General features: G+C 36.7%; 14 protein-coding genes. 12 read left to right on the plus strand and 2 right to left on the minus strand.

Annotated features, from left to right (window positions below):
* The first annotated feature begins 8 nt into the window (after nucleotides 1-8).
* The 5 genes from ybeY (at nucleotide 9) to recO (ending at nucleotide 3,214) form a co-directional block, all read left to right on the plus strand.
* Nucleotides 9-482 carry an rRNA maturation RNase YbeY gene (gene ybeY, locus HXV90_RS00230; protein WP_269898087.1) on the plus strand — a complete coding sequence of 158 codons (474 nt, stop codon included), beginning with the start codon at nucleotides 9-11 and terminating at the stop codon, nucleotides 480-482.
* Nucleotides 483-833, plus strand: a complete 351-nt coding sequence (locus tag HXV90_RS00235) for a diacylglycerol kinase family protein (protein WP_004227121.1) — start codon at nucleotides 483-485, stop codon at nucleotides 831-833. It abuts the gene before it with no gap.
* Nucleotides 834-892: 59 nt separating this feature from the next.
* Nucleotides 893-1,306 (plus strand): cytidine deaminase, encoded by a 414-nt coding sequence (locus tag HXV90_RS00240; protein ID WP_081011012.1) that lies wholly within the window; start codon nucleotides 893-895, stop codon nucleotides 1,304-1,306.
* The gene (gene era / locus HXV90_RS00245) at nucleotides 1,293-2,210 is read left to right on the plus strand and encodes a GTPase Era (RefSeq protein WP_004227129.1); all 918 of its coding nucleotides are present in this window, start codon (nucleotides 1,293-1,295) and stop codon (nucleotides 2,208-2,210) included. Before HXV90_RS00240 ends, era begins: the two co-directional genes overlap by 14 nt.
* 218 nt (nucleotides 2,211-2,428) lie before the next feature.
* Nucleotides 2,429-3,214: a DNA repair protein RecO gene (gene recO, locus HXV90_RS00250; RefSeq protein WP_048392194.1), complete on the plus strand. Its 786-nt coding sequence runs from the start codon at nucleotides 2,429-2,431 to the stop codon at nucleotides 3,212-3,214.
* Nucleotides 3,215-3,238: 24 nt separating this feature from the next.
* Here the strand turns inward: recO and HXV90_RS00255 are convergent, their stop codons facing one another.
* Nucleotides 3,239-4,639, minus strand: a complete 1,401-nt coding sequence (locus HXV90_RS00255; protein WP_269898088.1) for an S-layer homology domain-containing protein — start codon at nucleotides 4,637-4,639, stop codon at nucleotides 3,239-3,241.
* 837 nt (nucleotides 4,640-5,476) lie between these two features.
* On the opposite strand from HXV90_RS00255, the gene HXV90_RS00260 reads away from it, so the two are divergent.
* Nucleotides 5,477-7,195, plus strand: coding sequence for an HD-GYP domain-containing protein (locus HXV90_RS00260; RefSeq protein WP_054550114.1), 1,719 nt, complete (start codon nucleotides 5,477-5,479; stop codon nucleotides 7,193-7,195).
* Between the two features lie 44 nt (nucleotides 7,196-7,239).
* Here the strand turns inward: HXV90_RS00260 and HXV90_RS00265 are convergent, their stop codons facing one another.
* Complete coding sequence (locus HXV90_RS00265; RefSeq protein ID WP_004227145.1) at nucleotides 7,240-8,625, minus strand: glycine--tRNA ligase; 1,386 nt, start codon at nucleotides 8,623-8,625, stop codon at nucleotides 7,240-7,242.
* Nucleotides 8,626-9,052: 427 nt separating this feature from the next.
* Between HXV90_RS00265 and HXV90_RS00270 the strand changes: the two genes are divergently transcribed.
* The 6 genes from HXV90_RS00270 to cccA all read left to right on the plus strand — a co-directional run bounded on the left by HXV90_RS00270 (nucleotide 9,053) and on the right by cccA (nucleotide 15,349).
* A complete protein-coding gene (locus HXV90_RS00270) occupies nucleotides 9,053-9,685 on the plus strand; it encodes a transcriptional regulator CcpN (protein WP_004227151.1) in 633 nt (210 codons plus the stop codon).
* 15 nt (nucleotides 9,686-9,700) lie between these two features.
* Nucleotides 9,701-10,513 (plus strand): pyruvate, water dikinase regulatory protein, encoded by an 813-nt coding sequence (locus tag HXV90_RS00275; protein ID WP_066036445.1) that lies wholly within the window; start codon nucleotides 9,701-9,703, stop codon nucleotides 10,511-10,513.
* Nucleotides 10,514-10,719: 206 nt separating this feature from the next.
* Nucleotides 10,720-12,552, plus strand: a complete 1,833-nt coding sequence (dnaG, locus tag HXV90_RS00280) for a DNA primase (protein WP_081011013.1) — start codon at nucleotides 10,720-10,722, stop codon at nucleotides 12,550-12,552.
* 32 nt (nucleotides 12,553-12,584) lie between these two features.
* Nucleotides 12,585-13,712, plus strand: coding sequence for an RNA polymerase sigma factor RpoD (rpoD, locus tag HXV90_RS00285; RefSeq protein WP_004227165.1), 1,128 nt, complete (start codon nucleotides 12,585-12,587; stop codon nucleotides 13,710-13,712).
* A gap of 245 nt (nucleotides 13,713-13,957) precedes the next feature.
* The gene (locus HXV90_RS00290) at nucleotides 13,958-14,524 is read left to right on the plus strand and encodes a hypothetical protein (RefSeq protein WP_004227167.1); all 567 of its coding nucleotides are present in this window, start codon (nucleotides 13,958-13,960) and stop codon (nucleotides 14,522-14,524) included.
* A gap of 462 nt (nucleotides 14,525-14,986) precedes the next feature.
* Nucleotides 14,987-15,349: a cytochrome c550 gene (cccA, locus tag HXV90_RS00295; RefSeq protein ID WP_016993532.1), complete on the plus strand. Its 363-nt coding sequence runs from the start codon at nucleotides 14,987-14,989 to the stop codon at nucleotides 15,347-15,349.
* Nucleotides 15,350-15,485: the final 136 nt, after the last annotated feature.

Here is a 15,485-nt window from a genome sequence, read left to right on the forward strand (position 1 = left end):
GAGGATCTATGATTTTAACAATTGATTTTACGGATGAAACAAATGAAGTGGGAGCACAGCATATCGAACTTGTTGAAAAGATATTACAGCATGCTGCAAGTGTAGAAAATATTGAGCCAGAAACAGAGGTTTCGGTGACGTTTGTAACGAACAAGGCAATTCAAGATATTAATCGTGAATATCGTGGCAAAGATCAGCCAACAGATGTCATTTCCTTTGCACTAGAGGAGCTAGGTGAAGGGGAAATGGAAGTTACGTTTGAAGGTATGCCACGTGTATTAGGTGATATCATTATTTCGACTGATCGTGCAAAAGAGCAAGCAGAGGAATATAATCATTCCTTTGAGCGAGAATTAGGCTTTTTAGCTGTACATGGTTTTTTACATTTACTTGGTTATGACCATATGGAGCCAGAAGAAGAGAAAGTGATGTTTGCAAAGCAAGATGAGATTCTCCAAACTTATGGCTTAGGTCGAGATTAGATGAATTTTCGAAAATACTTGCGATCTTTTGGCTATGCTTTTGAAGGCATCATAACTGCAAGTAAAGAACAAAATTTGAAATCACATATAGTAAGTGCAATCATTGTTATACTGGCTAGTTATTTGACAGGTTTATCTCGTATGGAGTGGTATATTGTGCTACTATTAATAGCACTAATGTTTGCGCTGGAAATGATGAATACAGCTATCGAACGGGTAGTCGATTTAGCTTCCCCAGAGATACATCCTCTTGCTAAGCAAGCAAAAGATATTGCAGCAGGTGCAGTGCTTGTATTTGCGCTATTCAGTGCTATAATCGGATTACTCATCTTTCTGCCAAAATGGTTTTAATGGAAATGAGTGTCTTCTAATTGAAAATAAACCATAAATGTGAGGGAGAATTAGTATAGATGACAATGGATATGCATGCATTATTAGAAGAATCAAAAAAGGCACGTGAAAAAGCCTATGTTCCTTATTCAAAATTTAAAGTAGGGGCAGCTCTACTAACAAAAGATGGAGAGGTTATTCACGGTTGTAATATTGAAAATGCAGGCTATAGTATGACAAATTGTGCTGAACGTACAGCGTTTTTTAAGGCAGTATCGGAGGGGATTTACGAATTCGAGGCCATTGCCATTGTAGCTGATACGGACGGACCATGCGCCCCATGTGGAGCATGTCGCCAGGTCATGATGGAGTTTTGTGCTCCAACTATGCCTGTTTATTTAACGAACTTAAAAGGTGATGTGACGGTAACGTCAGTGGGCGAATTACTACCGTTTGCATTTACGACGGAGGATTTAGAGAATGCAGGAAACTAAAAATGGCTATAAATCAGGCTTTATCTCCATCATTGGTCGTCCAAACGTTGGCAAATCGACATTTTTAAATCGTGTCATTGGCCAAAAAATTGCGATCATGAGTGATAAGCCACAAACAACACGAAATAAAGTACAAGGCGTACTAACAACAGATGATAGCCAAATGATTTTTATTGATACACCAGGTATTCACAAGCCAAAACATAAACTAGGCGATTTCATGCTGAAGGTTTCTAAAAACACATTGCGTGAAGTAGACGTTATTATGTTTATGGTTAATGCTGAGCAAAAACTCGGTAAAGGTGATGAATTTATTCTAGAAATGCTAGCAGGAAACCCAACACCTGTCTTTTTGGTCATCAATAAAATTGATGCCATTCATCCAGATGAACTAATGGGAATTATTGAGAGCTATAAAGAGCGCTATGACTTTGCGGAGATTGTACCGATTTCTGCGCTACAAGGCAATAATGTTGAAAATTTATTAGTGACATTGGCGAAGTATTTACCAGAAGGACCTCAGTATTACCCAGCCGATCAAGTGACAGATCATCCTGAACGATTTATCATATCTGAACTTATTCGTGAAAAAGTCCTACATTTAACGCGTGAAGAAATTCCCCATTCTATCGCGGTGGTAATTGATAAAATTCGTCGTGATGAAGAAAATGAGGATAAAATTCATGTAGCGGCTACAATTATTGTGGAGCGTGATTCTCAAAAAGGGATAGTTATTGGAAAACGTGGAGCCTTGCTAAAAGAAGTAGGGACACGTGCGCGAAAGGATATCGAAATGCTTCTAGGGTCTAAAGTTTATTTAGAGCTATGGGTAAAGGTGCAAAAAGATTGGCGTAATAAAGCTACACATTTACGTGATTTTGGATTCCGTGACGATGAATATTAAGTTTTTTCTGGCTTAGCTAATGAATTGTAACGTTCGCGAACATGGCCCGTTGAATCAGGAATAGACGCCAAATTTTGACGTGACGGTTTTAGGTTAACTTCTTCTTGTAGGCACAAAAGGATCTAGAAGTATTTGATCATTTTTATTTTTGAGCTGTCCAAAATTATTTTGGGCAGCTCTCTTTGCATGGATAGTTCTTTTAAGAAAGGAGGGGGATTATGCTTCATAAATGGGAGGGGATTGTATTAAAGGTTCGCGCTTATGGGGAATCTAATAAGATTGTTATTTTGCTAACTCGGGAAGCTGGTAAAGTGGCTACGATGGCTAGAGGGGCAAAAAAACCTTCTAGTAGATTGGCTTCCATCACGCAACCCTTTACCTACGGGATGTTTATGGTACAACATCATACAGGCATGGGAACTTTGCAACAGGGAGAACATTTAAATTCAATGCGACATATTCGTGAGGATATTATGGCTACTGCTTATGCTAGCTATATTATGGAATTAGTGGAGCGAGTTGTGGAAGAAGGAAAGCCAGAGCCATTTGCGTTCGATGTTTTACTACATGCACTACAAGCAATTGAGGATGGCTATGATCCTGAAGCTATTACGCTATTTGTTGAATGGAAAATGTTGCCCTATACAGGTGTACAACCTATTTTACATGCCTGTGCTGCGTGTGGCGCAGTAGATGGGGAATTCGCTTTTTCCTTTGCTCAAGGAGGATTCTTATGCCATCGCTGTTATCAGCATGACCCCTATATCATTCGCTTAACGCCAACACAGCTGAAACTTATCAGGATGTTCTACACTGTTCCTATCGACCAAATTGGAAAAATAGAACTAAAAAAAGAAACAAAATATTTCATTAAAAAAATTATAACAACCATCTATGAAGAACAAACCGGTATTCGGTTTAAGACGAGAAAATTTATAGAGCAACTAGAACGTACCCCTGAACTGCAAATACGCTCGAAAGACAAAATGCCAGATGAATCATAATGTTCATCTGGCATTTCACGTTATTTAAAATTCATCCTCATCCTCTGTCACTAAAAAGGCCCAGTGTCCAGCAATTTTTTTACTTTCAATATAAAGGTATGCTGTTTCATTGTTTTTACCTGTTAAATGGAGAATCGCTAGACCTTCAGCTTTTGGCGTAATGTGTAGTTGCCCGTCAAGAATTGTCGCTTTTACAGGCACTGGTTCAAAACCAAAGCTTTCGAGTGCTACATGTGTTGGTTCGAAAGGTAATTCTTGCGCTGTCAGTATTAATTCATCTGTCAAATGATATAAATCAATGCTGCGAACAAAATCATAGGAATACACATCTGCGGCCATCTTTTGTTGTTGCGTCCCATCTGAAAATGTAACAATGTATTGTCCATTTTGCGAGATGGACAGTGTTTGATCTTGTTGATTAAAGTTATAGAAATTTGAAGCGAGTGGCTGTCCATTCGCGTTTTGAACCGTCACCTCTGTTGGTATGAATGGTAATTTGCTCTCAGACAAATCGAGTGGTAAATTTTCGATATAATCATCTTCTTTTACTTCTTCAAGTGTTACCTTCAGCTTACCATTTACATTTTTGACATGTACTAAATAAAAAATGTCAATAAAGTCCTCTGAATCATCAGTCAATCCAGTAATCACTAATTTACCCGTACCTTCTTTTATAGGGGTAATCGTGATAGACTCTGTCATATCTTCCTCTTCATTCCATGTGAAAATATCCTCTGCTGGCTCAAGACCACCATAAGAAGCAAAAATATAGTCCTGTTTAAATTGACTTGCATAGACGGTTGCATTGCCTAGCAACTTTTCAGCTCGTACAACAAAAGCAGCCAGCTGAGAGCGCTTTACATTGCTTTTTGGGCCGAAAGTGGTTGCAGATGTTCCTTTGGTAATCCCATTTGCAAACAATGCTTTAATATGAGGCTCAAATTCATTCCCCTTTTTAACGTCTGTAAATGGTAATTGTGTGTTACTCGTATTTGTTAATCCAAAGCCTTTCGCAATCATTTTAGACATTTGCTCGCGAGTTATATTTTGAGTAGGGTAGAAATAACCATTTGCACCATTAATAATGCCAGCATTTGCTAATGCTGCAATGGCTCCGTAGTTTTCATCGCCAGGTTTGATGTCTTTGAATTGGGGATTTTTTACGTGAACTGTATCTAACTTTAAAATACCTGCTAAAATCTTCGCAGCCTGTGTACGTGTAATAGGATTAGCGGGTTTAAATGTCCCATCCATATAGCCTGAAATAATGCCACGCTCTGCTAATTGAATAATAGCCTTACCTTCTTCATTGGTTGGGTTGATATCAGGAAAAAATGATGCTGCGTGTGCGGGTGGTGCGATAATAATCGCACTTGTTGCTAAAGCAGAAGCCATAGCTAGTTGAAATAAACGTTGAGACTGCAATTAAATTCCTCCAAAAAGTACAATAGAAAATTTTATAGTATATATATTTCTGGTCAGACCTTCCTGTGTATCAGTTCAAACTTCCGGACGAATGAATGTTAAAAGGTGATGTGTCTTTAGCCTGTCAATTATTCATTATTTAACAGCTAATACTAACTATAATAACTTATTTATACCAAAAAGATGGAACAACGCATAGAGGGAATTTCATCCATATCATGACTGTTCGGTAATCGATTATACCTTATGTAAAAGGGGGAACTAAAACTAATTAACTTGCATAGCACAGAACTCGCTTCATTTTATCTTTTAAATAAAAAGAAATACCTTTGATTTTATAGGAAGATGCAACTAGATTACCTTTCTTTTTAATGAATAAATTTCAATTTTTACAAAATAAAATTATTGCGTAAATTTAATTTTATTTGTTATTTTTCCGTCTTTAAATGAATAATATGAAGTCTTATTTATCTATATTTTTATTTATCTATATATTTATAAGTATTTTAATAGGTAAAAAGATTTGTATTTTTGTTTAGTTTTCATTATATAAGTGGTAGAAACTATTCATTCGAGACCCATATACTAGTTGAAAAGGCATTTTAACCTATGATATTGTAAATGGTATAGATAATGGTAATTATATTTTTTAAATATAATTAAGTCGTTTAATCTCCATCGAAACTGATGTACGCTAGATCACTTTAGACATGCCTATGAAATATAAAAGCCTCTATCAGCAAAACGTATTGTTATACGTTTATCAGAATAGCGCAGTCCTATGGAAGAAGGAGGGAGTCACATAGTGCTTAGTACATTGCGTATGTGGCAAAATATATGCTACGAAAAGTAACCTTAAGTATTCATGAAGTTGAAGCAAATGATATATTAGCAGAAGATATTTTTTCAGAGTATCGTTTATTGGCTAAAAAGGATTTAGTTTTAACGGAGCGAATTATTGCCTTACTTAAACTTCGTAAAGTAGATGAATTATCTGTCTATTTGCCATCTAATTCAGTTCGAGTTGTACATGATTTAAGTGCTCAACGAACAAGAGAATATGAAGATCTATTTGCCCCATTAATTGAAAAAAGAGATCCTGTGGATGATTATAAAGAGACAGTTAGTCAGCTTTTTATGACAACGTTGGAGAATGTCGTGCACGAATTACGCTATGGACAAATTCTTAAAAGCATACAGGATACGGCTTATGTAAGAGGTGTTTTTGAAAAGATTTTGGAAAAAAAACATCGCTATGAGCTACTTATGCGTTTAAAGGAATGGGACGAGTATTCATTTGTCCATTCATTTGATGTGTTTGTATTAGGTACAATTTTTGCTAGATACCTAGGTTTAACAGATATTGAAACATTAGCTAGGGGCTACCTGTTCCATGATATCGGGAAGGTTTTTATACCCCAAGAAATATTAAATCTGAAACGTAAACTCTCTGAAGATGAGTTCGATATTGTAAAGACGCACACAACAAAAGGCTACGAGCTACTCATGGAACATAACGAGGAAGACATTGCCTATTTGGCACGAGATCATCATGAACGTTTTGCGGGAAAGGGCTATCCAAATCAACTTTGTGCGGATGATATGAGTGAGGGTGTACAATTATTACAAATTGTTGATGTATATTCAGCGATGACATCCAAGAGAGTCTATCATGTTGGCTATGGTGCTACAGATGCTTTAGCTGTCTTATACAGAGATCGACATTTATATAATGAGAGCTTTATGCATAAATTTGTAGAATGTTTAGGGATTTACCCAGTAAACTCTGTTGTTATGTTATCCGATAATCGCAGTGCACAAGTAGAACTTGTTTATGATTTATTTCCAACATTACCAAAAGTAAGATTGTTAGATGAGCAAAAATCAATGAATCTTCCTTTGAACTATAGTGTGAGAATTACGAAAATGATCGACTATCGAGCGAATAGCTTTGAAGAGATTTTCAACTTATTTGTAGAGCAATTAATCCGTTGTGACGAAAATAATCTGAGAATTCATTTTAATAAATTAATTGACCATTTACATCCTAAAGAAATTGTCTTAAAAATTTTTCTGCCAGCCTTTCGTATTTTACGTTTACTAACAAGGGAAATCCAAACGGATATGACAAAGTATCGCAATTCTATTGGTATTTTAAAAACGCTACTAGAGGAGCAATTAAACGTTTTATATATGGATTATCAACATGAGCAAACGACCATATTAGTTGTGGAGACATCGTTGCGTGAAAATTTCTTCATTAAGCTTGTTCAAAGTATTTTGTATATTGATAAAATTGTGCCATTCTTTATAAACCCAGGTGATGATCAACGTATTACACAATTGATGGAACATTGCGATGTTAATGTCGCTTACTTTATTGAAGATGAACTAACTTTTGACAAACGGGTTCGTCCAATGCGAGAAGGTACATTCCTTTATTACTCACTAGCGGATATTGAGGAGCTATTAGTGAGCTTAATAGGTTTGAGCATGAAAAAGTTTTCATTCGAGGAAAAAATGCAAGAGCGCTTATTTTCAACATTTAAAGCATAAGAAAGAGGGAGTTGCCTGCTGGCTACCCCCTCTTTTTTAAGTGATTAGAATTGTAGGTGTTTTTCAATATATGCTTTTACTTCAGCAATAGGCATACGAACTTGTGTCATAGAGTCACGATGACGTACTGTTACTTGGCCATCCTCTTTTGAATCAAAATCATATGTGATACAGAATGGTGTACCAATTTCATCTTGACGACGGTAACGTTTACCAATTGATTGTGATTCATCAAAATCAACAGGGAAGGCTTTACGCAGTTCAGCCCAAACATCTGTAGCTTCATCAGATAATTTTTTAGAAAGTGGTAGCACAGCAGCTTTAAATGGAGCCAGAGCAGGGTGGAAACGTAAAACCGTACGTTTATCATCACCTTCTAGTTCCTCTTCATCATAGGCATCACACAGGAAAGCTAATGTTACACGATCAGCCCCTAATGATGGTTCAATACAATAAGGAACATAACGTTCATTTGATACAGGATCAATGTAAGTGAAATCTTCACCAGAGTGCTCCATATGTTGTTTTAAGTCGTAATCTGTACGATCTGCTACACCCCAAAGCTCTCCCCAGCCAAATGGGAATTTGAATTCGATATCTGTTGTAGCGTTAGAGTAGTGAGATAGCTCATCATCCTCATGGTCACGAAGGCGCATCGAATCTTCTTTCATGCCTAGGTTTAGTAACCAATTTTTACAGAATTCTTTCCAATATGCATGCCATTCAAGGTCTTCACCAGGTTTACAGAAGAATTCAAGCTCCATTTGTTCGAATTCACGTGTTCGGAATGTGAAGTTACCTGGTGTAATTTCGTTACGGAAAGATTTACCGATTTGTGCGATACCAAATGGTGTACGTTTACGCATAGAACGTTGAACGTTTTTAAAGTTCACGAAAATACCTTGTGCCGTTTCTGGGCGTAAATAAATTTCATTTGTAGAGGATTCCGTTACACCTTGGAATGTTTTAAACATGAGGTTGAATTGGCGAATATCTGTGAAATCAGCCTTTCCGCAATCAGGGCATACTACGTCATATTTAATCATTGTTTCTTTCATTTGGTCGAATGTCATACCATCAACAATGATTTCATCGCCTTTCGCTAATGCAGCGTCTTCGATAATTTTATCTGCACGGTGGCGGGCCTTACATGATTTACAGTCGATCATTGGGTCATTGAAGTTTCCTACGTGACCAGAAGCAACCCAAGCTTTTGGATTCATCAAAATAGCAGCATCAATACCTACATTGTATTCAGATTCCTGAACAAACTTTTGCCACCATGCTTTTTTAATATTATTTTTTAATTCGACACCTAGTGGACCATAATCCCACGTGTTTGCTAAACCTCCGTAGATTTCAGAACCAGGGAAGACAAAGCCTCGATGCTTCGCTAAAGATACGATGGTTTCCATTGATTTGTTAGCCATAAAATAGCCTCCTTTAAATTTTTAATACGTTGTTTTAGCGGTAAAAACGCCATAGTTTTTTCATTCAGTTGCAACTAAATGAAAATAGCACCCGTCTCCGGGCACATTGTATGCCCAGGGACGAGTGCTAATACCCGCGGTTCCACCCTGATTGTTTTAAACGAGTAGTTTAAAACCTCTTTTCAAAAAGTTAGCTCAGGGAGTGCCTTTTCTCTGTTGCTGTGTAGACTTTCACCATCTTCTACTCGCTATAGAATGGAACAGATACTTTTTTCCCATCATCGCCTGTATAACGCAATTTGCTCGAAAATACAGATAGAGCAAGCGTATGTGTCAATATTGTAGCATGTAGTTCTTTAATTCGCAATAATTATTAAAATAGTATATAATAATTGAGCATAAGTATAACACTATTAGATTTGAGGCGGTGAGTCCAATCGAACTCAATAAACGTCAGGAAGACATATTACAAATTGTGAAAGAAAATGGCCCTATTACGGGGGAACATATTGCCGAACGTCTCAATCTGACAAGAGCAACTCTAAGACCGGATTTAGCAATCCTAACAATGGCAGGATTTCTGGATGCAAGACCAAGGGTTGGTTATTTTTATTCAGGTAAGAAGGCATCTGTTACATTAATAGATAGTATTCACAATTTAAAAGTGAAGGATTTTCATTCAGGGCCAGTAGTTGTCCCTGAAACAATGACGGTTTATGATGCAATTTGCTTTATGTTTTCAGAAGATGTTGGTACACTCTTTGTCGTAGATAAGAATGAGTTTTTGACAGGCGTACTATCTCGCAAAGATTTACTGCGTACAAGTATTGGCACGCAGGATTTAAATAAAATTCCAGTACATATTATTATGACGCGTATGCCAAATATTTCGTACTGTGAAAGATCAGATTCTTTAATTGTTGCAGCGAACAAACTTATTGAACGTGAGGTTGATTCACTACCAGTAGTTGAACCGCAAGAGGGTGGTTTAACGATTGTTGGTCGTCTTACAAAAACAACGATTACACGGGCTTTCTTATCTCTTGCACAAAATGTCTAAATGAAGGAGAGCTGCATGAAAAGACTACGCGTATTTGTTGTATCTGATTCTGTCGGTGAAACTGGTGATCAAGTTGCAAAAGCGGTTATTAGCCAGTTCCGACCGGGTCTTGAAAATACTGTGATTCGTCGATTTCCACATATTCAATCAGAGGAGCTTATCCGTAAAATTGTTTTTCTTGCTTCGCAACAGCGAGCATTCATTGTTTATACACTTGTTCGCCAAGAAATGCGTAAATTATTACATGATTTATGTGAACAAGAAAAAATTCAGGCTGTTGATATTTTAGGGCCAGCCTTACAATCAATGGCAGCTTTTATGGAAGAAAATCCATTGGAAACGCCTGGTATTGTTCATCTGCTGGATGATGATTATTTCAAAAAAATTGAAGCGATTGAATTTGCGGTAAAATATGATGATGGTAGAGATCCAAGAGGATTATTACAGGCTGATATTGTACTAGTTGGTGTATCACGAACTTCTAAAACACCACTATCACAATATTTAGCCCATAAAAAATATAAAGTGGCGAATGTACCTTTAGTGCCAGAGGTAGAACCACCAGAAGAGCTATTACAGATAGACCCTAAAAAATGCTTTGGATTGATTATTTCCCCTGAGAAGTTAAACTCAATTCGGAAAGAAAGATTAATGTCTCTCGGCTTGAATGATGATGCTATCTATGCACAGCATGAAAGAATTCTTGATGAGATTCAGCATTTTGAAAAAATTGTCGGTAGAATAGGTTGTAAAGTTATCGATGTGACAAATAAAGCTGTTGAAGAGACAGCAAATACGATTATCGAACATATTTTGACCTGTAAATAAGGATAGAATTTTAAACCACCTCGGTTAGCAGAGGCGGTTTTTTTGAGTGGATTTTGAAAATGGTATAGATAAAAACTAATTTTTGTTTTATAATAATAAAATTGTGGTAAAAATATTTATAAGAGAAAAATCCTAATTTTTTGTCGAGAAATAAAGGAATTTTAAAACGAATAGCGAATTGTGTTTCTAGAACGCAAATATTAAAGATGGTGATGGATTTGGCAGGGAAGATTCCAGAAGAAGTAATTGAGCAGATTCGCACACAATCAGATATCGTTGATGTTATTAGTGAATACATGCAGCTTACTAAGCGTGGGCGAAATTGGTTTGGTCTCTGTCCATTTCATGGAGAGCAAACACCGTCTTTTTCTGTATCTACAGACAAGCAAATTTTTCATTGCTTTGGTTGTGGTGCAGGGGGCAATGCCATTACTTTTGTAATGGATATTGAAGGCATTTCTTTTCCTGATGCAGTTGTGAAACTTGGGGAACGTGTTGGCATACACTTAGATGTTGAGCCAAGTTTCCCTGGAGGAACGAAAAAGATATCTAAAGCGGAAGAAAGGATGAAAGAAGCACACGCTTTTGCAGCAGATTTTTTTCATCATTTACTGTTGAATACAGAAGATGGTGAAGAACCTTTAAATTATTTGCTAGAAAGAGGATTTACAAGGGAACTTATCGAATCTAATAACATTGGTTGGTCTCTCCCAAGCTTTGATGCATTAACAATATTGCTTGAAAGAAAAGGTTATAACTTACAAGAAATTGCCGAAAGTGGCTTAATCATCAAAAGAGAGGGAGAAGAGCGTTATTTTGATCGTTTTAGAGGACGTATCATGTTTCCTATTCGAGATGAGAATGGTAAAATTATTGCCTTCTCAGGACGTATCCTTTCATCCAATGGTGAGGAAGCAAAATATTTAAATAGTCCAGAATCACCAATTTTCCAAAAAAGTGAAGTGCTGTATAACCTAGATAAAGCACGAACTTCTATCAGAAAAAATCGTCAAGTAGTATTGATGGAAGGATTTATGGACGTTTTAGCAGCCAACTCTGTAGGTGTCATGAATGTTGTTGCGACAATGGGTACTTCGTTAACAAATCAGCATATCACAAAGCTAAAGCGCTTAGTAGAGCAAATTACGATTTGCTATGATGGTGATAATGCTGGATTTGATGCAGCGAAACGAGCGGCGCAGCTACTGCATACAGAGCGAATGAAAGTCGATATTGCCGTGTTGCCAGAAAAATTAGATCCTGATGAATACATTCACACTTTAGGTGGACAAGCATTTAAGGAACAAATTTTGGAAAAACCTCATGCGTATATTGCTTTTATGATGATGCATGCTAGACGCAATAAGAACTTTCAATTTGAAAATGATACGCTTCAATATATTCAAGAAGTTCTTGAGCAGCTAGTGGGAAGATCTTCACCAGTTGAACGAGATTTGTATATACGACAGCTATCAAATGAAACAAACATCTCGGAAGAAGCCATTTATGCCCAATTCCGAAAACTGGAGGCTAATCAGGTACGTTCTGCTAAAGTAGAAATGCCTACACAGATACCTTCAATGCCAGTCACGCAACAACAAAAGCCTATGGACGCAGCCGAACGTGCCGAACGTTTATTACTGGCTCATATGCTTCATAATATAGATGTAGTGGACAGGGTATTACGTAGTGAGCAAAAAGAGCCATTTGTACGAGATGCCTATATGGCAGTTTTTGTTCGCTTAGTTGGATTTTATGAGGAGTATGGTCATCCTGATTATCAACGTTTTGTGGAAATTTTGGATGACGCTGAATTACGAAAAATTGTCATGGAAGCGGCATTAGTGGAGCGAGATCCTGATCAAGCAGAGGCAGAGGTTATGGACTCTATCCGTCAGCTTCAAAAATATAGAATTGAGCAAGAAATTTATCAAAAGATGCATGAGTCAAAGGAAGCGGAGAAGATGCATGAGTATGCACGTGCACTTGAAATCGCCCAACAGATTATTCATTTAAGAAAATCGTTATCGGCGATTTAACCCGATTCGGTTGTTTAGAAGGAGGAAGGTTTATGGCGGACAAGTCAGAACGTTCAAAAGAGATAGAAGTAGAAATTACATTAGATGATGCAAAAAAATTCCTACAAGAAAAAGCAAAAACAGAGGGTGAAATTTCAATGAAAGAAATTTCAGAGAAACTAACACCTTATGAATTGGAAAACGAAGAAATTTTCCATTTTGCTGAGGATCTTGAAAAGCATAAAGATATTCAAATCATTGGAAAAGAAGAATTTGAAGAAGAAAGTCTAATGAAAGAAGAAGCGAACGAAGAAACTTTCGACTTAAATGATTTGAGTGTGCCACCAGGTGTTAAAATCAATGACCCTGTACGTATGTATTTAAAAGAAATCGGCCGAGTAGATTTATTATCTGCTGAGCAAGAAATTGCACTTGCTGAACGTATTGAGCAAGGGGACGAGGAAGCGCGTAAACGCCTAGCGGAAGCGAACTTACGTCTAGTTGTATCGATTGCAAAACGCTATGTTGGTCGTGGAATGCTATTCCTTGATTTAATTCAAGAAGGAAATATGGGTCTTATTAAGGCTGTTGAAAAATTCGATTATCGTAAAGGATTTAAGTTCTCGACTTACGCTACATGGTGGATTCGTCAGGCGATTACACGCGCAATCGCTGACCAAGCGCGTACGATTCGTATTCCTGTTCATATGGTCGAAACCATTAATAAATTAATACGTGTACAACGTCAACTTTTACAAGATTTAGGTCGTGAGCCTTCTCCAGAGGAAATTGGAGAAGAAATGGATTTAACACCTGAAAAAGTACGTGAAATTTTAAAAATTGCACAAGAACCAGTATCTCTTGAAACACCAATTGGAGAAGAAGATGATTCCCATTTAGGAGACTTTATCGAGGACTCAGAAGCACAATCTCCTTCCGACCATGCAGCCTATGAACTGTTAAAAGAACAATTAGAAGATGTACTAGATACGTTAACAGACCGTGAGGAAAACGTACTTCGTTTACGTTTTGGGTTAGACGATGGTCGCACACGTACATTAGAAGAGGTTGGGAAAGTCTTTGGCGTAACGCGTGAACGTATTCGTCAAATCGAGGCGAAAGCACTAAGAAAATTACGCCATCCTTCTCGTAGTAAACGTTTAAAAGACTTCTTAGAATAAAATTTAAAATAGCTGGAGCTATCCAAGTAGTGAGAAAATGACTAATTGGTATAGCTCCTTTTTTATAGAATTGAAAAGTCAACAAAAAGAAATTAGCCCTGCTATTCACCTATCGATGTTAGGCAATCATAGATAATTAGAATGAGGGAAATGCTAGATTTGCGACTTTATACAGATGTGTTTTCAAATAGTGTGAGATAAAATTGTAATACAACCATTATTAAGCAATGTTTGGAGCTAACACTATGACAAATCCTCGCAAAAAAATAATCCTTAATGAAATTTTGTTTTGGAAGCAAAATAAACTTTTACCTGAGCACTATTGTGACTTTTTAGCAGCTCTTTATACGGAGGGGGCTGACATAGAGGAGTTAGAACCAGTGCAACATCCTAAACAAGCGGTCTTGCCATCAGAAAAAAGAAAAATGATCCTATTGGTAGTGGGTCTATGTATCGCCATAATGGCTGTTTTGGCACTCTATTTTACAATGCAATCTTTAACATTGATTTTTACAGTAATCGTGGGAGTAGGCGCATGCATCCTATTTATTGCTGCGTGGCAAATGGCTCGAAAAAAACATCTACTAGCTCCCATTTTTCATGTACTAGCGGCCATCCTGTTATTTAGTATGTCGATCCGCATTTGTACTACATATTTTAGTGGAAATAATACGGTTTTATTTTGCTTGATTGCAGCAAATTGTGTCATTTGGCTGTTGTCAGGTATTAAAATGAAACTTCTATATTTCACAGTCTCAGGTGCTTTAGGATTAATAGCACTAGTTGGGTACTATATCATAAATTTATCCTGATTTAGCAAATGGTATTTCTATCGATGTACAAGGAACTCCATCTACTAAATCAGGTTAGAAACTTAATTGAACTTTAGTGTTTATATAAAACCATAATTTGTGACAATTTATCTATAATAGGGTCAGTATCATGTTAAAGTTTTTACCTCATAAGATTCAAAATCTGTACGCTAATTAAAAACGTACAGATTTTTTAATTTTGGGTATATGAATGAGTGAAAAGGGTATGATAACAGCATAAATATAATGAAAAAGAAATTGTATAAAAGGATAAATTTGACCAATTTTGGATGTTGGCAAGACATATTTTATCCAATAGATACAGAAATGTCGAATTTGTTACAAACAAAGGAAAACTTAGCGAATAGGGCTTTTCGTTTCTTTGTTAATGAAGTACAATATTAGATGTTGACTGATTCTATATTATAATAGAAGTAGACTTAAAATGAGGAGGGGAAACTTATGAAAAACAATCCAGTCGTTCCTTACATCTTAATTCTGGCATTTGGTATTGGTCTTATTTTCTTCATGTCTTTACAAGGTGCAGATAACAAGAAAGAAATTGCTGCTGAACATGAGGGTGGTGGCGAAACTACTACAGAAACAACAGATGCAGAAGCTGATGGTTCAGCACTAGTACAATCTTGTATCGGTTGTCATGGTGGTGACTTAACTGGTAGTATGGGTCCAAATCTACATGGCTTAGATGAAGCACATATCGTAGAAGTTTTAACAAAGGGTATCGAAGGTACTCCAATGCAACCAAACATGAAAACTGAAGAGGAAGCAAAAGCAATCGCTGAATACATTTCTACTTTAGAATAGTAAAACTGACAAGTAGCTGTACTGAAATAGTACAGCTACTTTTTAGATTTAAGCATCATGAAGATGGGGTTGTCCACATAGAAATGTGAGACAACTCCATTTGTTTTTTTTCACGACATCATCCATACTATTAATG

Origin of the sequence: Lysinibacillus sp. JK80 (genome assembly GCF_027557635.1) — a bacterium.
Classification (GTDB): Bacteria; Bacillota; Bacilli; order Bacillales_A; family Planococcaceae; genus Lysinibacillus; species Lysinibacillus capsici.